The organism is Pseudomonas sp. Tof1 (genome assembly GCF_055390395.1).
Genome location: NZ_AP024344.1, coordinates 6,197,112 through 6,220,503, shown reverse-complemented (window position 1 = coordinate 6,220,503; position 23,392 = coordinate 6,197,112). Strand labels below are relative to the sequence as shown.

Below are 23,392 nucleotides of genomic sequence, written 5' to 3'. Positions count from 1 at the left end.
TTCACAGGTGATAGGCCTTGTAGGAGCCGGCGTGCTGCCGGCGGCTTTCCGACGATCCACCCCAGGCGGCCATCCGAGAATGAGTCGGTGGCGCCAGTGGCATCGCTATGGCCAGCAAGCCGGCTCCTACCATGGGCATTGGATCAGAATTTCAGGGTAGCGGCCTTCGGCGTCGCATCGACACCCTGCTGGCCGCTTGGCGAGATCAGTTGTACCTGGATTTTCTGGGTGGCGGGGAACGTCTTGAAGACCTGGCTCAGGTCGAGCTGCTTGAGCGCAGTCGGCGTGCTGCAGGTGAACTGGTAGTGCGCGTGGATTTCGCTGTGGTCGTGATGGTGCTCGTGCTCGCCGCCTGCCTGGGCGTGGTCGTCGTCATCATCGTCGTCGTGGTCGGCATCTTCCGGCGCCGGGTCACCGAACAGCGGGCTCTCCAGCTCCTGGTTGGCGACCACGCAACCGGCCCCCTTGGGCAGGTTGAACAGTTCCAGCGGCTTGTCCAGCAGCGCACGCACGGCGGCGACCTTGGCCTTGTCGGCATCGCTGGTGGCCGCGTGCTCGAAGCCCACCAGGTTCATCGCCGGGCTTTGCAGTTCCAGTTCCAGGGTCTGCGCATCCAGCACCGCATTCAGGCGGCCCACGCCGTGTTCATGGGCACCGAGGCTGCCATGTTCTTTTTCATGGGCCTGGGCGGCGACCAGGGGCAACAGGGCGAAAGGCAGGGCGAGAAGCAGGCGGCGCATGGCGTTTCTCCGGAAACGGCGAAGGGGATTTTGTTATGTGATCTTATAACGTTTCTGGCTGTTTCGGCCACCCGCTTGGCTATCCTGCTGACGCATGGGAGCATGCAGCCCTGCCTGTGGCACAAAGATGAACGAGGACCGATGCATGGTGAGGATTCGTGGGACCGTCGGCCAGTGGCCGGTGGACTTGACGCTGGAGCTGGACGACAACGAGTGGGCCCGTCTGGGCGCGCAGTTGCAGGGCGTGACGCCGCAGCAGGCGAGCGCCGCCGCAGTGGTGAGCAAACCGGCGAGCCAGGACGACACCCAATGGCAACTGGCCCGGGAGCTGTTGCGCCAGGCCGGACAGCTGAGCGGGCCGGAACTGCTGGAGCAGTTGGAGGCGCTGACCGGCAGCACGGCAGCGGGCAAGCGTCTGCTGGTGCGGTTGCGCCATAGCAGCGAGGTCCGGGTCGAGAGTGGCGCGGATTCGCCGCTCTTCAGTTGGATCGGTGGTTGATTGCCAACGTCCGGTTGCCGGACACGCGACTTCGGCAAATCTTCCTCATTACCCCGCGTCAACTGTCGGCGTCTTGACCCATGTCATCGCACGTTCAGGAATCTTGGCTAGAGTTACCTATTGGCAGGCAGTATTTGCCTCCACCGTGATTGCCAAGAGGCGCCGGCCATGTCCCGTGCGCCCCCACCTGATCAGGAGTGCACGATGGACCTCAACCGTCGGCAGTTCTTCAAGGTCGCCGCTGTCGGCCTTGGAGGCTCGAGCCTTGCAGCGTTGGGCATGGCCCCGACGCCGGCGTTCGCCGAGCAGGTGCGCCATTTCAAGCTGGCGCATACCAAGGAAACCCGCAACACCTGTCCCTACTGCTCGGTCGGCTGCGGCCTGATCCTGTACAGCCAGGGCGACGCGGGCAAGAACGTCAAGCAGAACATCATCCATATCGAGGGCGATGCGGACCATCCGGTCAATCGCGGCACCCTCTGCCCGAAAGGCGCCGGCCTGCTGGACTTCATCCACAGCCCGAGCCGGCTGCTGTACCCCGAGGTACGCAAGCCCGGCAGCAAGGAGTGGACCCGCATCAGTTGGGACGAGGCGCTCGATCGCGTCGCCGAACTGATGAAGCAGGACCGCGACGCCAACTTCATCGAGAAGAATGCCCAGGGCCAGACGGTCAACCGCTGGCTCACCACGGGGTTCCTTGCCGCGTCCGCCGCTTCCAGCGAAGCCGGCTACCTGACGCACAAGGTGATCCGTTCGCTCGGCATGCTGGGGTTCGATAACCAGGCGCGTGTCTGACACGGTCCGACGGTGGCAAGTCTTGCCCCGACGTACGGCCGTGGCGCCATGACCAATCACTGGTCTGACATCGCCAACGCGAACCTGGTCCTGGTGATGGGCGGCAACGCCGCTGAAGCGCATCCGTGCGGCTTCAAGTGGGTGACCGAAGCCAAGGCGCACAACCAGGCGCGGCTGATCGTGGTCGACCCGCGGTTCACCCGTACCGCCTCGGTGGCGGACTACTATGCGCCGATCCGCACCGGTAGCGACATCGCCTTCATGGGCGGGCTGATCAACTATCTGCTGAGCAACGACAGGATCCAGCACGAATACGTGCGCAACTACACCGACGTGTCGTTCATCGTCAAGGCCGGCTATGGCTTCGAGGATGGCCTGTTCAGCGGCTATGACGCGGCCAAGCGCACCTATGTCGACAAGTCCGGCTGGGGCTACGAGCTCGGCGAGGACGGTTTCGCCAAGGTCGACCCGACCCTGCAGCACCCGCGTTGCGTCTACCAGTTGATGAAGCAGCACTACAGCCGCTACACGCCGGAAGTGGCGAGCATGACCTGTGGCATGCCCCAGGACCGGATGATGACGATCTGGGAAGAGATCGCCACCTGCTCGGCACCGGGCAAAACCATGACCATCCTCTATGCCCTGGGCTGGACCCAGCACTCGATCGGCGCGCAGATCATCCGCAGCGCGGCGATGGTGCAACTGCTGCTGGGCAACGTCGGCATGCCGGGTGGCGGGGTCAACGCCCTGCGCGGTCACTCCAACATCCAGGGCCTGACCGACCTGGGCCTTTTGTCCAACTCGCTGCCGGGCTACCTGACCCTGGCCGGCGATGCCGAGCAGGACTACGCCGCCTTCATCGACAAGCGTGCGCCCAAGCCGCTGCGGCCGGGGCAGTTGTCCTACTGGCAGAACTACGGCAAGTTCCACGTCAGCCTGATGAAGGCCTGGTATGGCGCCAACGCCACCGCAGCCAACAACTGGGGCTACGACTGGTTGCCCAAGCTCGATGTGCCGGCCTACGACGTGCTGCGCATGTTCGAGATGATGGGCCAGGGCAAGGTCAACGGCTACATGTGCCAGGGCTTCAACCCGATCGCCGCGCTGCCGGACAAGAACCGCGTCACCGCCGCGCTCGGCAAGCTCAAGTGGCTGGTGATCATGGACCCGCTGGCCACCGAGACCTCGGAGTTCTGGCGCAACGCCGGGCCGTTCAACGACGTCGACACGGCCAATATCCAGACCGAGGTGATCCGCCTGCCCACCACCTGCTTCGCCGAGGAGGATGGCTCGCTGGTCAACAGCAGCCGCTGGCTGCAGTGGCACTGGAAGGGCGCCGACGGCCCGGGCGAAACCCGTACCGACGTGCAGATCATGAGCGAGCTGTTCCTGCGCCTGCGTCATCGCTACCAGGCCGAGGGCGGTGCCTACCCGGCCCCGATGCTCAATATCAGTTGGCCGTACAAGATCCCCGAGGAGCCTTCGCCCGAAGAGCTGGCCAAGGAGATGAACGGCTGGGCGGTCAGCGACCTGAGCGACCCGAGCGGGGTCACGCTCAAGGCCGGCCAGCAGCTCTCGGCCTTCGCCCAGTTGAAGGACGACGGCAGCACCGCGTCCGGCTGCTGGATCTTCGCCGGTTGCTGGACCGAACAGGGCAACCAGATGGCCCGGCGCGACAACAGCGACCCGTACGGTATGCACCAGGTGCAGAACTGGGCCTGGGCCTGGCCGGCCAACCGCCGCATCCTCTACAACCGCGCCTCCAGCGACCCGCAGGGCAAGCCCTGGGATCCAGAGAAGAAACGCCTGGTGTGGTGGAACGGCAAGGCCTGGGGCGGTACCGACGTGCCGGACTTCAAGGCCGACTCGCCGCCGGAAGCGGGGATGAATCCGTTCATCATGAACCCCGAAGGCGTGGCGCGCTTCTTTGCCGTCGACAAGATGGCCGAGGGGCCGTTCCCCGAGCACTACGAGCCGTTCGAGACACCGATCGGCATCAACCCGCTGCACCCGCAGAACAAGAAGGCCATCAGTAACCCGGCCGGGCGGATCTTCGATTCGGTGTGGGACACCCTCGGCAAGCACGAGGAGTATCCCTACGCGGCGACCACCTACCGGCTGACCGAGCACTTCCACTTCTGGAGCAAGCATTGCCGCCTCAACGCGATTGCCCAGCCCGAGCAGTTCGTCGAGATCGGCGAGGTGCTGGCCAACGAGAAGGGCATCAAGGCCGGCGATCGGGTGCGTGTGTCGAGCAAGCGCGGACACATCGACGCGGTGGCGGTGGTGACCAAGCGGATCCGTCCGCTGCAGGTCAACAACCAGACCGTGCACCAGATCGGTATCCCGTTGCACTGGGGCTTCACCGGTACCACCCGGCATGGCTACCTGACCAACACCCTGGTGCCGTTCCTCGGTGATGGCAACACCCAGACGCCGGAGTCCAAGTCGTTCCTCGTCAAAGTGGAGAAACTCTGATGGCCAGCCAAGACATCATCGCCCGCTCGGCCACGACCACCGTGCCGCCTTCGGTACGCCAGCAGCAGGAAGTCGCCAAGCTGATCGACACCACCAAGTGCATCGGCTGCAAGGCCTGCCAGGTGGCGTGCTCGGAGTGGAACGAACTGCGTGACGAGGTCGGCCACAACCACGGCACCTACGACAACCCCCAGGACCTCTCCGCCGAGACCTGGACCCTGATGCGCTTCACCGAGCACGAGCGCGACGACGGCAACCTGGAGTGGCTGATCCGCAAGGACGGCTGCATGCACTGCGCCGAGCCCGGTTGCCTGAAGGCCTGCCCGAGCCCGGGAGCGATCATCAAGCACGCCAACGGCATTGTCGACTTCAACCAGGACCACTGCATCGGTTGCGGCTACTGCATCACCGGCTGCCCGTTCAACATCCCGCGGATCTCGCAGAAGGACCACAAGGCCTACAAGTGCACCCTGTGCTCCGACCGCGTGACCGTCGGCCTGGAGCCGGCCTGCGTGAAGACCTGCCCGACCGGGGCGATCGTCTTCGGCAGCAAGGACGAGATGAAGGAGCATGCCGCCGAGCGCATCGTCGACCTCAAGTCCCGCGGCTACGACAAGGCCGGGCTGTACGACCCGGATGGCGTTGGCGGCACCCACGTGATGTACGTGCTGCACCATGCCGACACGCCGAAGCTGTACGCCGGCTTGCCGGAGCAGCCGGTGATCAGCCCGCTGGTGGGGTTGTGGAAGGGCGTGACCAAGCCGCTGGCGCTGCTGGCGATGGGCGCGGCGGTGCTGGCCGGGTTCTTCCACTATGTGCGGGTCGGGCCGCAGCGGGTCGAGGAAGAGGAACATCCGACACCACCCGACGGCAGCGTTCATCAGGTGGACCCTTCGGTGCATGTCTATGATCCGAACCGTCCCGGTGGGCAAGGGGAGCAGCGGCCATGAAGGACAACAAGCCTATCCTGCGCTACAACGCCAACGAGCGCAGCAACCACTGGATCGTTGCGATCCTGTTCGTGCTGGCCGGGTTGTCGGGGCTGGCGCTGTTCCATCCGGCGCTGTTCTGGCTGAGCAACCTGTTCGGTGGCGGCCCGTGGACGCGGATCCTGCACCCATTCATCGGCGTGGCGATGTTCGTGTTCTTCCTCGGCCTGGTGCTGCGTTTCTGGCGCGCCAACTTCATCACCGCCAACGACCGCCTGTGGTTGCGCCGGGTCGACCGGGTGATGCGCAACCAGGAAGAGGGCGTACCGCCGATCGGCAAGTACAACGCCGGGCAGAAGCTGTTGTTCTGGACCCTGCTGGCGTGCATGCTGGTGCTGCTGGTCAGCGGCGTGGTGATCTGGCGGGCGTACTTCAGTCACTACTTCGACATCGGCGCGATCCGCTTGAGCGCCTTGCTCCATGCCCTGGCGGCGTTCGTGCTGATCCTCAGCATCATCGTGCACATCTACGCCGGCATCTGGATCAAGGGCTCCATCGGCGCCATGCTGCATGGCTGGGTCAGCCGGGCCTGGGCACGCAAGCACCATGAACTGTGGTATCGCGAGGTGACCGGCGACAAGAACCCTCACGACCACGGCGGAAAACAAGGATGAACGTTTGAGCACCCTTCTCGAACCCGGGCAGATCGAAGCGTCGGCGGTGGCGCCGCCGTTCCTGCATCTGCCGCCGGCCAACCTATTCGAACTGCGTGCCGCGCGCCTGGAACAACTCGCCGAGGGGCATGCCCTGGGTGACTACCTGCACCTGGTCGCCCAGTTGTGCCGGGTCCAGCAGCAACTGATCGACAATCCACCTGGCGGTTTGCCGGTGGCCGAGGAACGCCAGCGGCTGTGCATCAGCCATGGTCTCCCCCCTCTGGCGGCGGACAGTCTGGTGCGTGAAGGCCCCTGGCTGGCCTGGTTGCAGGCGTTGCTCGATGGCCTCGATTCACCGGTGACGGGGCCTTGGCCGAGGCGTTGGACAGTTTGCGTGGCAGTGACGACAACCAGCGCAAGGGCTGGGGCATCGCCCTGCTCGGCGGTCAATACGACGCGGTGCCGGCGGCCCTGGTGCCATTCCTCGGCGCCGCGTTGCAGGCGGCCTGGGCCAGTTGGTTGCTGGCCTTGCCCAGCCAGGAGCTCAAGCCCGCCGGCAGCCTGGCCCAGTGCCCGGCCTGCGGTTCGCCGGCCATGGCCGGGGTGGTGCGCAACCGTGGCAAGCACAATGGCCTGCGTTACCTGGCCTGCTCGCTGTGCGCCTGCGAATGGCATGTGGTGCGGGTCAAGTGCGTGTACTGCGAGTCGAGCAAGGACCTGCGCTACACCAACCTCGAAGACGATCGGCATGCGCCTGGCAAGGCGCCGTTGCGGGCGGAATGTTGTCCGGGCTGCCAGGGCTATCTCAAGCAGAACTACCTGGAGAACGACGCCGCCGCCGAGCCGCTGGCGGATGACCTGGCAAGCCTGGCCCTGGACATTCGGCTGGACGAGGAGGGTTTCCACCGGTTGGCCCCGAACCTGATGCTGGCGCCTGGAGGAGGGTGAGTGGCTACACTGGAAAATCGAGTCGTCTTTCGCGGGCAAGCCACGCTCCTACAGAAGCCTGCACTGCGCCGAATATGTGAACGACTCAACCCTTGCAGGAGCGCGGCTTGCCCGCGAATGGTCCCGCCCCGACACCGAATGAACCAAAGGTTGCCCGAATGCCTGCGAGCCTCGCCAACGAAACCCCACGCCTGCCTTCTATCGACACCCTGTTGCGCCACCCCGCCTGCCAGCCGCTGCTCGACCGTCATGGTCGCGACGCGGTCCTGGCCACCCTGCGCCAGTTGCTCGACGATCTGCGCGAGCCGACCCGTCAGGGCCAGTTGAGTGCAGCGGAGCTGGCCGCCGAAGTCCTGCTCGGCCGCGCCGGCGAGCGCCTGGCGATCCGGCAGCGCAGCCAGGTCCGCCGGGTGTTCAACCTAACCGGCACGGTGCTGCACACCAACCTCGGGCGGGCGCTGCTGCCCGAAGAAGCCGTCGAGGCCATGCAGACCGCCGCCCGCTACCCGCTCAACCTCGAGTTCGACCTGAGTACCGGCAAGCGTGGCGACCGCGACGACCTGATCGAAGGGCTGATCCGCGAGCTGACCGGCGCCGAGGCGGTCACCGTGGTCAACAACAACGCCGCTGCGGTACTGCTGGCGCTCAACAGCCTGGGGGCGCGCAAGGAAGGGATCATTTCCCGCGGCGAACTGATCGAGATCGGTGGTGCGTTCCGCATCCCCGACATCATGGCCCGCGCCGGCGTACGCCTGCACGAGATCGGCACCACCAACCGTACCCACGCCCGCGACTACGAAGGCGCGATCAACCCGCGCACCGGCCTGTTGATGCGTGTGCATTGCAGCAACTACAGCATCCAGGGGTTCACCACCCAGGTGCCCACCGCCGAGCTGGCCCGCATCGCCCATCAGCATGAGTTGCCGTTGCTCGAGGACCTCGGCAGCGGCAGCCTGCTCGACCTGACCCGTTGGGGGCTGCCCGCCGAGCCGACCGTGCGCCAGGCGTTGGCCGACGGCGCCGATATCGTCACCTTCAGTGGCGACAAGCTGCTCGGCGGCCCCCAGGCCGGGATCATCGTCGGCCGCAAGGACTTGATCGCGAAGATCAAGAAGAACCCGCTCAAGCGCGCCCTGCGGGTGGACAAGATCACCCTGGCGGCGCTGGAGGCGGTGCTGGCGCTGTACCGCAATCCCGACCGTCTGGCCGAGCGCCTGCCCAGCCTGCGCCTGCTGACCCGGCCTCAGGCCGAGATCGCCGCCCAGGCCGGGCGGCTGGCGCCGGAACTGGCGGCCCGTCTTGGCGCGCAGTGGACGGTCAGCGTCGAAGCCGCCCTGGGCATGATCGGCAGTGGCAGCCAACCGGTGGCACGCCTGCCCAGTGCCGCACTGTGCCTGCGTCCGCAGGTGTCGAAGAAGTTGCGCGGGCGCAGCCTGCATGTGCTGGAGCGGGCCCTGCGCGACCTGCCGGTTCCGGTGCTCGGTCGTATCGACGACGACGCGCTGTGGCTCGACCTGCGCCAACTGGACGATGAAGCCCAGTGGCTGGCGCAACTGCCGGCGCTGCAACTGGGGCCGGTGCAGTGATCGTCGGCACCGCCGGGCATATCGATCACGGCAAGACCGCGTTGCTCCAGGCCCTGACCGGCCAGGCCGGCGACCAGCGCCAGGAAGAGCGTGCCCGTGGCATGACCATCGACCTCGGCTACCGCTACGCCACCCTCGCTGAGGGGGAAGGGCTGACCGGTTTTATCGACGTGCCGGGGCACGAACGGTTTATCCACAACATGCTCGCCGGCGCCCACGGTATCGACCTGGTGTTGCTGGTGGTGGCCGCCGACGATGGGGTCATGCCGCAGACCCGCGAGCACCTGGCGATCATCGAGTTTCTGGGCATTCCCCAGGCGCTGGTGGCGATCAGCAAGTGCGACCGGGTCGAGCCGGCGCGGTTGGCTGAAGTCGACACGCAAGTGGCCGAGCTGCTGGCGCCGGGGCCTTATGCCGGGGCGTTGCGCTTTGCGCTGTCGAGTGTTACCGGCGAAGGTATCGAGGCGTTGCGCCTGGCCTTGCGCGAAGCCCAGTCGCGTGTGCGCCGGCGCAGTGTCGCGGGCGGTTTTCGCCTGGCGGTCGACCGGGCGTTCTCGGTGTCTGGCGCCGGTATCGTCGTGACCGGCACGGCCTTGTCCGGGCAGGTCACCGTCGCAGACAACCTGCTGTTGGGCGCGGCCGGCAAGGCGGTGCGGGTGCGCGGCCTGCACGCGCAGAACCAGGCGGCGCCGCAGGCCGTGGCCGGGCAACGGGTGGCGCTGAACATCAGTGCCGAGCGCCTGGCGGTGGAGCAGGTGCATCGCGGCGACTGGCTGCTGCCGGCCTGGCTGCATGCGCCGAGTTCGCGAGTCGACATCGAGCTGCAGCTGTTGCCCGGTGAAACCCGTACTTTCGAACACTTCAGTGCCGTGCACGTGCACCTCGGGACCCAGGATGTCACCGCCCGGGTGGCCTTGCTCGAAGGCGAGAAGCTGCTGGGCGGCCAGCGCATGTTCGCCCAGTTGCTGCTCAACGCGCCGTTGCAGGCGGTGCATGGCGATCGTCTGGTCGTGCGCGACCAGCGTGCCCAGCGCACGCTGGGAGGTGGCCGGGTGCTCGATCCTTTTGCGCCGAGCCGGCAGCGTCGCAGCGAGGTGCGTCTGCGCCAGTTGCAGGTGCTGCGCGATGCCGGCGATCTGGAGCAGGCCCTGCCCGCGTTGCTCGAAACCGCTCCGGGCGGGCTCGACCCGCAGCGGCTGGAGCGGCAGTTCAATCGCCTGCGCGAGACCTGGCAACTGCCGGAGGGGGTACAGGTGATTGTTACTCGCCAGGGCCCGTTGCTGTTTGCCCGAACGCAGTGGCAGGCACTCCGGGAGCAGTTGCTGGAGCGGCTGACAGCCTTCCATCAACAGGAGCCCGACCAGTTGGGGCCGGACCGCGATCGACTGCGCCGTTTCAGCGCCTTGCCCCTGGAGCGGCCGGCGTTTGTCAGCCTGCTGGAGGAACTGCTGGGCGAGGGCGGCATCAGCAGCAGTGGTCCGTGGTTGCACCGGCCGGATCACACGGTGCAGTTGAGCGAGGCCGATGAGCTGCTGTGGCAGCGCCTGCAACCGCGCCTGCTGGCGGGCGAGTTCGATCCGCCCTGGGTCAGGACCCTGGCCGGCGAAGAGCAACGGGAGGAAGGCGAAGTGCGCCTGCTGCTGCGCAAGCTGGCGCGGCTGGGGATGTTGCACCAGGTGGTGCGGGACCTGTTCTATCCACAGGCGACGTTGCAACGCATGGCCGAGCTGCTGTTGCGGCAGGCTGCGGCATCGCCGATAGTGCAGGTGGCGGCGTTTCGCGATATGTTGGGCATCGGTCGCAAACGCAGTGTGCAGATACTGGAATACTTCGACCGTATCGGCCTGACCCGCAGGGTCGCCGACCAGCGTCATATCCGTGTTGACAGTGCCCTGGCCCGGCAGCAGGCCAGGGACTGAAGCTTCAGGGAAGGCAATCGCGCCCGGTGGCGCGGCCGGGCTTCAAACCCGGTTGGGGACGGCAACCGTTCCCGGGCAGGTTCGACTCCCGCTGCCTTCCGCCAATTTCACCAGAGCCTTGTGCAGGGCTTACCGGTTGGTTGCCCGCGAATAGGCCCGCAAGAGCGGCGCTTACGCGCGCTCCCCGCACAGGTCCAGAGCAAACCACTGCTGCGCCGCCTGCACATCCAGCCCCGCACCGAGCAATGCGAACAACTTGCCCAGCGCGGCTTCGCGGGTCATGCCGCCGCCGCTGACCAGGCCGGTATCGCGCAGGCGGCTGCCAGCGGCGTAGGTGTCGAACACCACCGAACCTTCCGGGCATTGGCTGATGGCAACGATCATCACGCCACGCTGGCGGGCCTCATGCAGCACGTCGAGCAGTGCCTGGTCATCGGACGGGCCGGTACCGCTGCCGTAGCATTCCAGCACCAGGCCCTGGATGCCGCTGTCGAACAGACCGCGCAGATGGGCGGCCTGCAGGCCGGGGTACACCGGCAGCACGGCCAGGTTGACCGGGACCCGTGGCTGGCGGTAGTCCAGCCGATCCGGGACTGCCGCCGCCCGCTCGCCTTCGCGATGACGGGATGGCGCGGTGAAAGCGTCGAACGCCTCGCTGCGCAGTTTCGAGGCACGGCAGCCGTGCAGCAACTGGCCGTGGAAGAACAGTTGCACACCGTTCGCCAGGCCGTGCTCGAAGTGCTTCAGGGCACCGAGCAGGTTGTCCCAGGCATCGCTGTCCGGCGCACCGGCCGGCAGCATGGAGCCGGTCAGCACTACCGGTACCGGCAGGCCGAGCAGCAGGAACGACAGGGCCGCGGCGCTGTAGGCCAGGGTGTCGGTGCCGTGCAGCACCAGCACGCCGTCATGGCCACGCTGTTCGACGGCGTCGACGATGGCATCGCGCATCGCCAGCCAGTTGGCCTGTTGCATGTTGGCGCTGTCGATCAGCGGGTTGAGCTCATGCAGCGACCAGTGCACCTGCGGCGCGTCGGCGCAGCCGGCGAGGTATTCGCGCATGCGCGCCTCGAAGCCGCCAGCCGGAGCCAGGCCTTCGGCGGTCTGCAGCATGCCGATGGTGCCCCCGGTATAGAGGACGAGGAGATTCTTGACTGCACCCATGGGAGCATTCCGTAGAGATTTGGCGAGAGAAAGACACAGCCGCCCACGAACGGGGCGGCTGAGGCAAGGAGAATATCAGCGTTGCGGCTGCGCTTGGGCGGCTGCTTTGTCAGTGGCTGTTTCTACTTGCGGGTTGGCGGGCCAGGCGGCGCGGTCCAGGTCCAGGTCGTTGAACTTGCTGGAATCGAACACGGGCTGGTCGACGCCGGCACGACGTTGCTCGTCGTAGTCGCGCATCACCCGCAGACCGACCTTGAACAGCAGGGCCAGGGCGATCAGGTTGACGAAGGCCAGGCAGGTCATGGTGATGTCGGCGAAGGCGAACACGGTCGACAGGTTCTGCATCGAGCCCCAGACGATCAGGGCCAGTACCAGGGCGCGGTAGGTCATCAGCACGGCGCGGTTGCGGCTGAGGAACTGCAGGCTGTTCTCGCCCAGGTAGTAGTTGTAGAGGATGCAGGTGAAGACGAACAGCGACAGCGCGACGCTGACGAAGATCCGGCCCCAGTCACCGACCACGGCGGCCAGGGAGTTCTGGGTCAGGACGATGCCGTCCCCTTCGAAGCCCGGGGTGTAGAAGCCCGACAGCAGGATCAGCAGCGCGGTGCAGGTGCAGATCACGAAGGTGTCGAGGAACACGCTGAATGCCTGGACCACGCCCTGGGCGCCCGGGTGTTTCACGGCCGCCACGGCGGCCACGTTCGGGGCACTGCCCAGGCCGGCTTCGTTGGCGAACACGCCACGCTTCACGCCCATGACGATGGCGCTGCCGAGCAGGCCGGCGAAGGCCGGGTCGAGGCCGAAGGCGCTCTTGAAGATGGTTTCCAGCATGGCCGGCACGTGTTCGATCTGGGTGCCGATCACGTACAGGGTCACGCCGATGTAGGCCAGGGTCTTGACCGGCACCAGCAGGTCGGAAACCGCGGCGATACGCTTGATGCCACCGAGGAACACGATCGCCAGCAGGACGGCGAGGACGATACCGGTGTGGTTGGGCGAGAAGCCGAAGGCGTTCTGCAGCGAATGGGTCACGGTGTACGACTGCAGGCCGTTGAAGGCGAAGCCGTAGGTGACCAGCAGCAGTACGGAGAACACCACCGCCATGCCTTTCAGCTTCAGGCCGTGCTGGATGTAGTAGGCCGGACCGCCACGGTACAGGCCATCGCCATCGGCGCGCTTGTAGACCTGGGCCAGGGTACATTCGAAGAAGCTGCTGGACATGCCGACCAGTGCGGTGACCCACATCCAGAACACGGCGCCCGGACCACCGAGGGTCACGGCGATACCGACACCGGCGATGTTACCGGCACCGACGCGGCCGGCCAGGCTCAGCATCAGGGCCTGGAACGAGCTCAGTTGGCCTGCCTGGCCGCGGAGGGACTCCTTGAAAACACCGAACATGTGGCCGAAGTGGCGGAATTGGACGAACCGCGAGCGGATCGTGAAGTAGCTGCCGAGTCCGACGATCAGCACGATGAGCAGTTTCCCCGAGAGGAAATCATTGAGTGCTTCTAGCATTGGAGAATGACCTCGATTCTTATTCTTTGCGTGAAAAGAGCAACAGGCGGCAGGCGCGCTGCTATCCGTTGGGGCGCATGGTTGGTCATGGCAGGGGTGGTGACAATTTCGCGGGTTGCTCTGCTTTGGTGCGAGTTGATGCTAGAATGGCGTCACTCGCACCATCCGGGTTCATCGTCATGAGCGACAATTTCGCCGTCAATCTCAAGCTGGCCTGCAGTCATTACCGCTCTATTTCAGAGGTTTGCCGCCAGCTGTCGATCAATCGTGCACAGTTCAACAAGTACTTGAGCGGGCAAAGCCATCCGACGAACTACAACCTCAAGCGCATCGGCGACTTCTTCGGGGTGGAGGATTACGAGCTGGGCCTGCCGCCGGAGCAGTTCGCCCGTCTGATCGGTGCGCGCAATCCGGCGCAGCGCACCGAGCAGCGCAACGATCCGATCAGCGAGCTGTTCAAGCCGTTGCATCAGGAGGCGGGCAACCTGTCGCGTTATTGCGGTTACTACTTCGAGTATTCCAATTGCATGTCGGTTCCCGGCTCGATCCTGGTGTCGCTGGTGCACCTGCGCGAGGAACGAGGGCATTTCCTCTTCGAGCGCCAGGAGCGCCAGGAGCGCAGCACCGCCAACGACGGGCATGCCGAGGTGCGTTGCCGTTATCTCGGTGCGGCCTTCCAGTTGCAGGATCGGCTGTTTCTGATCGATTACGAATCGCTGACCCTCAACGAGATGAGCCAGACGATCCTCATCCCCAGTTTCAAGAGCCGCATTACCCGCCTCAATGGCCTGAAGACCGGGGTTTCCAGCGGCGACCGGCGTAACCCGGCGTGCACCCGCGTGGTCTGGGAGTTCCTGGGGAAGAAATCAACCGCATCAACGCCTACCGCCAGGTCAAGCTCTACCGCCCGGATGACCCGCGGATCGATGATGACGTGCGCGAACGGCTGAGTGCCGGCTCGGTCGGCAACGGCCTGTTCGAAATCGAATAAGGCGCTGGAACCGGCTGTGGGAGCCGGCTCCCACAGACCCGGAGAGAGGCGCTCAGTAAAGCGCCGCGAACAGCTTGCGCCGGTAGGTGGTCACCAGCGGATGGTCGTTGCCCAGCAGGTCGAACACCTGCAGCAGGGTCTTGTGTGGCAACCCCTCGCTGTAGCCGCGATTGCGGGTGAACAGCTTGAGCAAGGCATCCAGTGCGGCTTCGTACTGCTGGCGGGCCAGTTGCTGGATCGCCAGTTGGAAGGTCGCCTCGTCATCCTGCGGGTTCTGGGCCAGGCGGGCCTTCAGGTCGGCAGCATCGGGCAGGTCGGCGGCCTGGCGCAGGAAGGTCAGTTGCGCCTTGGCGCCGGCCAGCGCCGCCTTGTGCTCGTCGCCCTTGACCGCATCGAGTACGGTCTGGGCCTCACCCAGCTCACCGCGTTCGGCGAGGCAGCGGGCGTACAGGATCAACGCCTTGGCGTTGCTGTTGTCTTCATTCAGCAGGGCGACGAGGGTGGCCTCGGCTTCGGCGACGCGGTCTTCGCCGAACAGCGCCTGGGCCTGTTCGAGCGGGTCGGCGGCGGCCGGCGGCGGCATCTGCACATGGGGTTCGAGCATGGCGCGTACCGCCGATTCCGGCTGGGCACCGGCGAAACCGTCGACCGGCTGGCCGTCCTTGAACAGCACCACGGTCGGCAGGCTGCGGATACCGAAACGGGCGACGATGTCCTGCTCGGCATCGCAGTCGACCTTGGCCAGCAGCAGCTCGCCCTGATAGCTCTCGGCGATCTGTTGCAGCATCGGCATCAGCGCCTTGCAGGGCGCACACCACTCCGCCCAGAAGTCCACCAGCACCGGCTTGTGGAAAGAGTTCTGGATCACCGACTGGTCGAAGTTCAGGGCGGTGGCGTCGAAGATGTAGGGCGTGTCCTGGGTCATCGGGAGTCTCGAAGAACGGGGTATCGCGCAACTATAAGGCCTGGGCCGGTTGGCCGAAAGCGGGTGTTCACAGGAGTTTGCCAATCAGGCCACTGTGGGAGCGGGCTTGCCCGCGAATGGACCTGCATGTCCACGGCAAGAGCGTGTCAGGCCAGATGCCCTCGTGGCCGGCTGGCGTGATAGAGGCTGACCAGGCGAAATTCCTCCGGTTCCATCAGGTCCGGCAGGGTCAGGGCCTGGAGGATCTCCAGGCGCCGGTATAACGGATGACGGAAATCCCGCACCCGCGAGTCGGCCACCAGCGCCTCCCGGCCGCGGCTGAGGAACTGGTCCAGCAGCGGCAGGTTTTCCCGGTCGTACAGCACATCGGCGACCAGAATCAGGTCGAAGCGATCGCTCTCGGCGAAGAAATCCTCGCTGTAGTGGAGCGTCACCTTATTGAGTGCGGCATTCGCCCGGCAGGCGGCCAGTGCCAGTGGGTCGAGGTCGCAGGCCACCACTTCCCGCGCCCCGGCGCGGGCCGCGGCAATGGCCGCGATGCCGGAGCCGGCGCCGAAATCCAGCACGCGCTTGCCGGCCACCCACTCCGGCCGTTCGGCCAGGTAGCGGGCCATGGCCAGGCCGCTGGCCCAGCAGAAGCACCAGTAGGGTGGTTCGTGCAGGATGCGCCGGGTCTCTTGCGGGGTGAACTCGCGATCCATGTTCCCGGCGTCGATCAGCCACAGTTTGAGGTCGGTCCCAGGCAGCGCGCTGGCGGTCAGCCGCGCATCGCCGAGCAGTGCGGCCAGCGCCCGCTGCAGGTCGAGCGGGGCGTTCATGGGGCGCTGACGAATTGCAACGGGCCCATGGCCTGAGTGGTCGGCTGGGTCACGGCCACGGAGGGCAGGTGCAGGATCAACTGCCCGGATTGGCTGGCCCGCCCGCGCAGTTCGACGCGCGCACCGACCGGGAACACGTCCGGGTTGAAGCGCAGACGGAACGGCAGTACCTGGCCGGTGCCATTGATCCTGCTGCTGGCGAGCAGCTGCTGCGGCCGGCCGCGCTCGTCGATCACCAGCAGCGCCAGCTCGACCTCGGCATTGGCCGGTACCCCCAGCAGGGTGCCGCTCAACTCGCGCTGGTACGCGGGCAACGGGCCGAGTGCTTCGTATTCATTCACCGGCTTCTTCACCTGCTGCTGGGGCGGTGGCGTCGGCACGGGCTTGGGTGCACTGCTGCAGGCGAGCAGCAGGCCGGTGAGGCTGAGCAAAACAAGCGGTCGTACTGACATCTACAGCTCCAACTGAGGCGAAAATCGACGGTTCTGATGGGATAACGTTAGCCCGCCGACTGTATACCGCAAACCCTATGGCTTGTCTTGCCACGGAGATGCGCTACCATGGCCCTCCCATTTTTTGTTGCCTGCCACCATGCACTGTCCCTTCTGCGGTGCCAACGACACCAAAGTCATCGACTCGCGTCTGGTCGCCGAGGGCGAACAGGTGCGCCGCCGGCGCGAATGCGTGGCCTGCGGTGAGCGTTTCACCACCTTCGAAACCGCCGAACTGGTTCTGCCACGCCTGATCAAGCAGGACGGCAGCCGCCAGCCCTTCGACGAAGAAAAACTGCGTGCCGGCATGCAGCGGGCCCTGGAAAAGCGCCCGGTGAGTGTCGAGCGCCTGGAAGCCGCACTGGCCCATATCAAGCACAAGCTGCGCGCCACCGGCGAGCGCGAGGTCAAGTCGCTGGTCGTCGGCGAAATGGTGATGACCGAGCTGCAGAAACTCGATGAGGTCGCCTACATCCGTTTCGCCTCGGTCTATCGCCGCTTCCAGGACCTCGACGAGTTCCGCGAGGAAATCGATCGTCTTGCCCGGGAGCCCGCCAAGGAATGAGCCTTGCAGCCGAACAGGCGGTTCTCGACGCCCACTACATGGCCCGTGCCCTGGAGTTGGCGCGCAAGGGGCGCTATTCCACTCATCCGAACCCTCGGGTCGGCTGCGTCATCGTGCGTGACGGCGTGGTGGTCGGCGAAGGTTGGCACGTGCGCGCCGGCGAGCCCCATGCCGAGGTCCATGCCTTGCGCGAGGCGGGCGAGTTGGCCCGTGGCGCGACCGCCTACGTGACCCTGGAGCCGTGCAGCCACTTCGGGCGTACGCCGCCCTGTGCCGAAGCGCTGGTCAAGGCCGGCGTGGGGCGGGTGGTGGCGGCCATGCAGGACCCCAATCCGCAGGTTGCCGGCAATGGCCTCAAGCGTCTGGCCGATGCCGGGATCGCCGTACACAGCGGCGTGCTCGAAGGCGAGGCGCGGGCGATCAACCGCGGCTTCCTCAAACGCATGGAGCACGGCCTGCCGTTCGTGCGGGTCAAGTTGGCGATGAGTCTCGACGGGCGCACCGCGATGGCCAGCGGCGAGAGCCAGTGGATCACCGGCCCTGCCGCGCGTTCCGCCGTGCAGCGTCTGCGCGCCGAGTCCAGCGTGGTGCTTACCGGCGCCGATACGGTGCTGGCCGACAGCGCCCGGCTGACCGTGCGCCCTGCCGAGTTGGGCCTGGACCCCGAGCTGACGGCCCTGGCCGAGAGCCGGCCGCCGCTGCGGGTGCTGATCGACGGGCGCCTGCGGGTGCCCCTGGAGGCGGCATTCTTCCAGGCCGGCCCGGCACTGGTGGTGACCTGCGCGACCGCGGTCGGCGCCGCCTACCAGGCCGCCGGCCACGAAGTCCTGAGCCTGCCCGGCCATGATGGCCAGGTCGACCTGGCGAAATTGCTCGGGCAACTGGCTGCCCGTGGCGTCAACGATCTGCTGGTCGAGGCCGGTCCGCGCCTGGCCGGCGCCTTTGCCCGCCAGGGGCTGGTGGACGAGTACCAGATCTTCGTCGCCGGCAAGTTTCTCGGCTCCAGCGCACGGCCCCTGCTGGACTGGCCGCTGGAACGGATGAGCGAGGCGCCACGGCTGAAAATCACTGAAATGCGTGCGGTCGGCGATGACTGGCGAGTCACCGCAATACCTGACCCGGCACCCGGCGTATAATTCGCGGCCAGCGCCAGGCGCTGGCTCGTTTTCGAGGAGTACTTCATGTTTACCGGCATCATCGAATCCATCGGCAGCATCCGCGCGCTGAGCCCGAAAGGCGGCGACGTGCGTGTCTATGTAGAAACCGGCAAGCTCGACCTGGGTGACGTCAAGCTCGGCGACAGCATTGCGGTCAACGGCGTCTGCCTGACCGCCGTCGAGCTCCCGGGCGACGGGTTCTGGGCCGACGTCAGCCGCGAAACCCTGGACTGCACCGCCTTCAACGACCTCAAGGCCGGCAGCCGGGTCAACCTGGAAAAGGCCCTGACGCCGACCACCCGCCTGGGCGGTCACCTGGTCAGCGGCCACGTCGACGGCGTCGGCGAGATCGTCGCCCGCGAGGAAAACGCCCGGGCCATCCAGTTCCGCGTGCGTGCACCCAAGGAGCTGGCCAAGTACATCGCCCACAAGGGCTCGATCACCGTCGACGGCACCAGCCTGACGGTCAACGCGGTGCACGGCGCCGAGTTCGAACTGACCATCGTCCCGCATACCCTGGTCGAGACCATCATGGCCGACTACCGCCCCGGTCGTCGGGTCAACCTCGAGGTCGACCTGCTGGCCCGCTACCTGGAGCGCCTGCTGTTGGGCGAGAAGGCCGCGGAGCCGACCAGCGGCGGCATCACCGAAAGTTTCCTGGCCGCCAACGGCTACCTCAAATCCTGACGCAAGGGGGTGCCGCGTGGCGCTCAACACGATTGAAGAACTGGTCGAAGACATTCGCCAGGGCAAGATGGTCATCCTCATGGATGACGAAGACCGCGAGAACGAAGGCGACCTGATCATGGCCGCCGAGTGCTGCAAGGCCGAGCACATCAACTTCATGGCCAAGTACGCCCGTGGCCTGATCTGCATGCCGATGAGCCGCGAGCGCTGCGAACTGCTCAAGCTGCCGCTGATGGCGCCGCGCAACGGTTCCGGTTTCGGCACCAAGTTCACCGTGTCCATCGAGGCCACCGAAGGGGTGACCACCGGCATCTCCGCCGCCGACCGAGCGCGCACCGTGCAGGCGGCAGCGGCCAGGGACGCCAAGGCCGAAGACATCGTCAGCCCCGGTCACATCTTCCCGCTGATGGCCCAGCCCGGCGGTACCCTGGCCCGCGCCGGCCACACCGAGGCCGCCTGCGACCTGGCGCGCATGGCCGGTTTCGAGCCGAGCGGGGTGATCTGCGAGGTGATGAACGATGACGGCACCATGTCCCGGCGCGCCGAGCTGGAAGCCTTCGCCGCCGAGCACAACATCAAGATCGGCACCATCGCCGACCTGATCCACTACCGGATGATCCACGAGAGTACCGTTCAGCGGATTGCCGAGCAGCCGCTGGACAGCGAACTGGGCCAGTTCACCCTGGTGACCTATCGTGATTCGGTGGAAGGCGACGTGCACATGGCCCTGACCCTGGGCAAGGTCTGCGCCGAAGAGCCGACCCTGGTGCGGGTGCACAACATGGACCCGCTGCGCGACCTGCTGATGGTCAAGCAACCCGGGCGCTGGAGCCTGCGCGCGGCGATGGCGGCGGTGGCCGAGGCCGGTAGCGGCGTGGTGCTGCTGCTCGGCCATCCGCTGGATGGCGACGTGCTGCTGGCGCATATCCGCGAGACGGTCGAACATACGCCAGTGAAAAAGCCGACCACCTACAGCATCGTCGGTGCCGGTTCGCAGATCCTGCGCGACCTGGGCGTACGCAAGATGCGCCTGATGAGTGCGCCGATGAAGTTCAACGCGATATCCGGTTTCGACCTGGAAGTAGTAGAATACGTGCCCTCCGAATAAAAGGCCGGCTGGTTTCGACCTTGATTCGCGGTACACATATCCCTGAGGGGCGCGTATCAGACGCGTCCCGGCTCTTTAAGAGAATTGTCGAATGACCCTGAAGACCATCGAAGGTACCTTCATCGCCCCCAAAGGCCGCTATGCCCTGGTGGTCGGCCGTTTCAACAGCTTCGTCGTCGAAAGCCTGGTCAGCGGCGCGGTTGACGCCCTGGTTCGTCACGGCGTGAGCGAAAGCGATATCACCATCATCCGTGCACCTGGCGCGTTCGAGATCCCGCTGGTGGTGCAGAAAGTCGCCCAGCGTAGCGAATACGCGGCGATCATCGCCCTGGGCGCGGTCATTCGTGGCGGTACTCCGCACTTCGAATACGTGGCGGGTGAGTGCACCAAGGGCCTGGCCCAGGTGTCCATGGAGTTCGGCGTACCGGTCGCCTTTGGCGTGCTGACCGTCGATTCCATCGAACAGGCCATCGAGCGTTCCGGCACCAAGGCCGGCAACAAAGGTGCCGAAGCCGCCCTGTCCGCCCTGGAAATGGTCAGCCTGCTGGCGCAGTTGGAGGCCAAGTGATTAACGACGACAGCGATCGTTTCAACCCGCGCGAGCCTCGCCCCGAAGGCGCCGGCAAGCCGTCCAAGAGCGCCAAGCGTCGCGAAGCCCGTCAGCTCGCGACCCAGGCCCTCTATCAATGGCACATGGCCAAGCAATCGCTGAATGAAATCGAAGCGCAGTTCCGTGTCGACAACGATTTCAGCGATGTCGACGGTGCGTACTTCCGTGAAATCCTTCACGGGGTTCCGCAGTTCAAGAACGAGATCGACAACGCGCTCAAGCCCTGCCTGGATATCGAGATCGAAGAGCTCGACCCGGTCGAGCTGTCGGTGCTGCGCCTGTCCACCTGGGAACTGCTCAAGCGTGTCGACGTGCCGTACCGCGTGGTGATCAACGAAGGCATCGAACTGGCGAAGATCTACGGTTCCACCGACGGTCACAAGTTCGTCAACGGTGTGCTCGACAAGCTGGCACCGAATCTGCGCGAAGCCGAAGTGAAGGCGTTCAAGCGCTGACCGGCGCTTGCTCCTCCCATGGGTGAGTTCGAGCTGATCCGCAATTTCTTTGCCGCCGCGCCCTGTGCGCAGGCCGGCGAAGGTGTTGCGTTGGGCATCGGCGACGACTGCGCCCTGCTCGATGTCCCCGTCGGGGAGCAATGGGCGATTTCCACCGACACCCTGGTGGCCGGTGTGCACTTCGCCGATCCCTGCGATGCTTTCCTGCTCGGGCAGCGTGCCCTGGCCGTGGCCGCCAGCGACCTGGCCGCCATGGGCGCGACGCCGGTGGCCTTCACCCTGGCCCTGACCCTGCCGCACAACGATGTCGACTGGCTGCAGGCGTTCGCCCGCGGGCTGGACCGGATGGCCCGCCAGTGCGGGTTGCGCCTGGTCGGCGGCGATACCACCCGTGGTCCCCTGAGCCTGACGCTGACGGTGTTCGGCCGGGTGCCCGTCGGCCAGGCGCTGACCCGTAGTGGCGCGCAAGTCGGCGACCTGCTCTGCGTGGGGGCGACCTGGGCAATGCTGCCGGCGCCTTGCCGCTGGTGCTCGGCCAGCGGAGTGCCGAGCCGGCGTTGGCCGAGCCATTGCTGGCCCACTACTGGTCGCCCCGGCCGCAGTTCGAACTGGGGCTGGCCTTGCGCGGCAAGGCCAGCGCGGCGCTGGATATTTCCGACGGCCTTTTGGCCGATTGCGGACATATCGCGGCGGCATCCGGCGTGCGTTTGCTGGTCGAACGTGAAAAGCTGCCGTTGTCCCCGTCACTGCTGGGCTTTCTCGGCCAGGCGGCGGCCTGGGAGGCGGCGCTCAGTGGCGGTGACGACTATGTCCTGGCATTCACCCTGCCTCCCGCCGAGCTGCCCGCGCTGTTGCTCGGCCATGACTCGGTTCGGGTGGTCGGGCGTGTGGTCGCCGGGCAGGGCGTTGCCCTGCTGGCGGCCGATGGCCAGGACATCACCCCGCGAGTCCGCGGTTATCAACATTTTCCGGAGACGCCGTGACAGATCATCCCAAACAGGTTCCCGCCGAGTTCGTGCCACCGTCGGTGTGGCGCAACCCCTGGCATTTCCTGGCGTTCGGCTTCGGCTCCGGAACCTTGCCCAAGGCCCCGGGTACCTGGGGTTCGCTGGTTGCGCTACCCTTTATACCGTTGTGGCAGATGCTGCCGGACTGGGGCTACTGGCTGATGCTCGGCATCACCATGCTGTTCGGCTTCTGGCTGTGCGGCAAGGTCGCCGATGACCTGCGGGTGCATGACCACGAAGGCATCGTCTGGGACGAGATGGTCGGCATGTGGATCACCCTGTGGCTGGTGCCGCAGGGCTGGTACTGGTTGCTGGCGGGCTTCCTGATGTTCCGCTTCTTCGACATCCTTAAGCCCTGGCCGATCCGCTGGATCGACCGGCATGTGCACGGTGGGGTCGGGATCATGCTCGATGACGTTCTGGCCGGGGTGTTCGCCTGGCTGGCCATGCAGGGACTGGTGCATCTCTTCACCTGAGGAATTGACTATGTCCGGCTTGCGTTTGTGGGGCCTGCTTGCGCTGGTGCTGCTCAGTCCGTTGCTCAGGGCGCAGGAGGTCGCTGGCTTGCCGGCGCAGGTCCGCCTGGTCAGCGAGGAGTGGGCCGACTACACCAATGCCGATGGCAGCGGGCTGGCCTGGGACGTGCTGCGCGAGGTGTTCGAGCCGCAAGGGATCAAGGTCGAGATTCGCAGTGAGCCGTACGTGCGTTCGGTGGGGCTGGTGGAGCGCGGCGAGGCGGATGCCTGGGTGGGCTCCTACAGCCAGGAGATCAGTGGAGCCCTGTACCCGCGCTGGAACTACGATACCGATCACATCTATGCCGTGGGCCTGGCCAGCAAGCCGGTGCCCACCCTGGATAACCTCGGCAGCTATCGCCTGGCCTGGGTGCGTGGCTACAAGTACCAGAAGTACCTGCCCAACGTGCGCGACTTCAACGAGATCCAGCGGCGTGACGGGATCCTGTCGATGCTGCAGCACGATCGGGTCGATTTCTATATCGATGCGTTGACCGAGGTCGAATCTGTACTCGGGCAGGCCGAGGATCCCAAACTGTTCCGTAATACCCACCTGGTGGAACTGCCACTCTACCTCGGCTTCGCCGACAACGAGCGGGGGCGGGCGCTGCTGGCGCTGTATGATCAGCGCATGACCGAGCTGGTCAAGGCGGGTGGCCTGCGCAGGATATTCGAGCACTGGAAGCAACCCTACCCGTTCGAAAGCGGAAAGTTTCCGGCTGTGACCGATCAAACTTATTGATAGTTATCATGGACAAATCGGCCTAAGCGTCTGTAGGAACCTCCTGTTACAATGTCGCAACCGCGAATTTCCAGCCTTCATACTGATCAGGA

Annotated in this window: 20 protein-coding genes, 1 tRNA gene and 3 pseudogenes; 18 read left to right on the top strand and 6 right to left on the bottom strand. The window is 65.7% G+C overall.

Features of this window, described 5'->3' with window-relative positions:
* Window positions 1-143 precede the first annotated feature (143 nt).
* Window positions 144-740, bottom strand: coding sequence for a DUF2796 domain-containing protein (locus ACZ5KU_RS28015; RefSeq protein ID WP_054061073.1), 597 nt, complete (start codon window positions 738-740; stop codon window positions 144-146).
* A gap of 145 nt (window positions 741-885) precedes the next feature.
* Between ACZ5KU_RS28015 and ACZ5KU_RS28010 the strand changes: the two genes are divergently transcribed.
* From ACZ5KU_RS28010 to ACZ5KU_RS27975, 8 genes and pseudogenes are all read left to right on the top strand, one after another.
* Complete coding sequence (locus tag ACZ5KU_RS28010; RefSeq protein ID WP_464736553.1) at window positions 886-1,239, top strand: hypothetical protein; 354 nt, start codon at window positions 886-888, stop codon at window positions 1,237-1,239.
* 204 nt (window positions 1,240-1,443) lie between these two features.
* A complete protein-coding gene (gene fdnG, locus ACZ5KU_RS28005; RefSeq protein ID WP_152972995.1) occupies window positions 1,444-4,512 on the top strand; it encodes a formate dehydrogenase-N subunit alpha in 3,069 nt (1,022 codons plus the stop codon).
* On the top strand, window positions 4,512-5,462 hold the full coding sequence (fdxH, locus tag ACZ5KU_RS28000; RefSeq protein ID WP_054061077.1) for a formate dehydrogenase subunit beta: 951 nt from the start codon (window positions 4,512-4,514) through the stop codon (window positions 5,460-5,462). The genes fdnG and fdxH overlap by 1 nt, the downstream gene beginning before the upstream one ends.
* Window positions 5,459-6,115: a formate dehydrogenase subunit gamma gene (locus tag ACZ5KU_RS27995; protein ID WP_054061078.1), complete on the top strand. Its 657-nt coding sequence runs from the start codon at window positions 5,459-5,461 to the stop codon at window positions 6,113-6,115. Before fdxH ends, ACZ5KU_RS27995 begins: the two co-directional genes overlap by 4 nt.
* 4 nt (window positions 6,116-6,119) lie before the next feature.
* A pseudogene (fdhE, locus tag ACZ5KU_RS27990) lies at window positions 6,120-7,045 on the top strand (formate dehydrogenase accessory protein FdhE).
* A 158-nt stretch (window positions 7,046-7,203) separates the two neighbouring features.
* A complete protein-coding gene (gene selA, locus ACZ5KU_RS27985; RefSeq protein ID WP_464736552.1) occupies window positions 7,204-8,631 on the top strand; it encodes an L-seryl-tRNA(Sec) selenium transferase in 1,428 nt (475 codons plus the stop codon).
* The gene (selB, locus tag ACZ5KU_RS27980; protein ID WP_464737439.1) at window positions 8,628-10,550 is read left to right on the top strand and encodes a selenocysteine-specific translation elongation factor; all 1,923 of its coding nucleotides are present in this window, start codon (window positions 8,628-8,630) and stop codon (window positions 10,548-10,550) included. Before selA ends, selB begins: the two co-directional genes overlap by 4 nt.
* Before the next feature lie 8 nt (window positions 10,551-10,558).
* Window positions 10,559-10,654: transfer RNA gene (locus ACZ5KU_RS27975), tRNA-Sec, on the top strand.
* A 67-nt stretch (window positions 10,655-10,721) separates the two neighbouring features.
* Here the strand turns inward: ACZ5KU_RS27975 and ACZ5KU_RS27970 are convergent.
* Window positions 10,722-11,711, bottom strand: coding sequence for an asparaginase (locus ACZ5KU_RS27970; protein ID WP_054061489.1), 990 nt, complete (start codon window positions 11,709-11,711; stop codon window positions 10,722-10,724).
* 75 nt (window positions 11,712-11,786) lie between these two features.
* On the bottom strand, window positions 11,787-13,229 hold the full coding sequence (locus ACZ5KU_RS27965; protein WP_054062535.1) for an alanine/glycine:cation symporter family protein: 1,443 nt from the start codon (window positions 13,227-13,229) through the stop codon (window positions 11,787-11,789).
* 179 nt (window positions 13,230-13,408) lie between these two features.
* On the opposite strand from ACZ5KU_RS27965, the pseudogene ACZ5KU_RS27960 reads away from it, so the two are divergent.
* Window positions 13,409-14,220: pseudogene (locus ACZ5KU_RS27960) on the top strand (XRE family transcriptional regulator).
* Window positions 14,221-14,272: 52 nt separating this feature from the next.
* Here the strand turns inward: ACZ5KU_RS27960 and trxA are convergent.
* The 3 genes from trxA to ACZ5KU_RS27945 all read right to left on the bottom strand — a co-directional run bounded on the left by trxA (window position 14,273) and on the right by ACZ5KU_RS27945 (window position 16,415).
* Window positions 14,273-15,145: a thioredoxin gene (gene trxA, locus ACZ5KU_RS27955; RefSeq protein ID WP_464736551.1), complete on the bottom strand. Its 873-nt coding sequence runs from the start codon at window positions 15,143-15,145 to the stop codon at window positions 14,273-14,275.
* Window positions 15,146-15,291: 146 nt separating this feature from the next.
* Complete coding sequence (locus tag ACZ5KU_RS27950; RefSeq protein ID WP_464736550.1) at window positions 15,292-15,963, bottom strand: 50S ribosomal protein L11 methyltransferase; 672 nt, start codon at window positions 15,961-15,963, stop codon at window positions 15,292-15,294.
* Window positions 15,960-16,415 carry a YbaY family lipoprotein gene (locus ACZ5KU_RS27945; protein ID WP_054060971.1) on the bottom strand — a complete coding sequence of 152 codons (456 nt, stop codon included), beginning with the start codon at window positions 16,413-16,415 and terminating at the stop codon, window positions 15,960-15,962. Before ACZ5KU_RS27945 ends, ACZ5KU_RS27950 begins: the two co-directional genes overlap by 4 nt.
* A gap of 139 nt (window positions 16,416-16,554) precedes the next feature.
* Here ACZ5KU_RS27945 and nrdR point away from each other — a divergent pair, with 139 nt between their 5' ends.
* From nrdR to ACZ5KU_RS27900, 9 genes and pseudogenes are all read left to right on the top strand, one after another.
* Window positions 16,555-17,019 (top strand): transcriptional regulator NrdR, encoded by a 465-nt coding sequence (gene nrdR / locus ACZ5KU_RS27940; RefSeq protein WP_026144921.1) that lies wholly within the window; start codon window positions 16,555-16,557, stop codon window positions 17,017-17,019.
* On the top strand, window positions 17,016-18,155 hold the full coding sequence (gene ribD, locus ACZ5KU_RS27935) for a bifunctional diaminohydroxyphosphoribosylaminopyrimidine deaminase/5-amino-6-(5-phosphoribosylamino)uracil reductase RibD (protein WP_273824156.1): 1,140 nt from the start codon (window positions 17,016-17,018) through the stop codon (window positions 18,153-18,155). The genes nrdR and ribD overlap by 4 nt, the downstream gene beginning before the upstream one ends.
* A gap of 45 nt (window positions 18,156-18,200) precedes the next feature.
* Complete coding sequence (locus ACZ5KU_RS27930) at window positions 18,201-18,863, top strand: riboflavin synthase (protein ID WP_054061163.1); 663 nt, start codon at window positions 18,201-18,203, stop codon at window positions 18,861-18,863.
* 16 nt (window positions 18,864-18,879) lie between these two features.
* Entirely contained in the window at window positions 18,880-19,971 is a 1,092-nt protein-coding gene (ribBA, locus tag ACZ5KU_RS27925; RefSeq protein ID WP_054061162.1) for a bifunctional 3,4-dihydroxy-2-butanone-4-phosphate synthase/GTP cyclohydrolase II, read from the top strand.
* A gap of 91 nt (window positions 19,972-20,062) precedes the next feature.
* Complete coding sequence (ribH, locus tag ACZ5KU_RS27920) at window positions 20,063-20,539, top strand: 6,7-dimethyl-8-ribityllumazine synthase (RefSeq protein WP_017902308.1); 477 nt, start codon at window positions 20,063-20,065, stop codon at window positions 20,537-20,539.
* A complete protein-coding gene (gene nusB / locus ACZ5KU_RS27915) occupies window positions 20,536-21,036 on the top strand; it encodes a transcription antitermination factor NusB (RefSeq protein WP_054062531.1) in 501 nt (166 codons plus the stop codon). Before ribH ends, nusB begins: the two co-directional genes overlap by 4 nt.
* Before the next feature lie 18 nt (window positions 21,037-21,054).
* Window positions 21,055-22,019 (top strand): annotated as a pseudogene (gene thiL / locus ACZ5KU_RS27910) (thiamine-phosphate kinase).
* A complete protein-coding gene (locus ACZ5KU_RS27905) occupies window positions 22,016-22,519 on the top strand; it encodes a phosphatidylglycerophosphatase A family protein (protein WP_017902311.1) in 504 nt (167 codons plus the stop codon). Before thiL ends, ACZ5KU_RS27905 begins: the two are co-directional and overlap by 4 nt.
* A gap of 10 nt (window positions 22,520-22,529) precedes the next feature.
* Complete coding sequence (locus tag ACZ5KU_RS27900; protein WP_464736549.1) at window positions 22,530-23,300, top strand: substrate-binding periplasmic protein; 771 nt, start codon at window positions 22,530-22,532, stop codon at window positions 23,298-23,300.
* Window positions 23,301-23,392 lie beyond the last annotated feature (92 nt).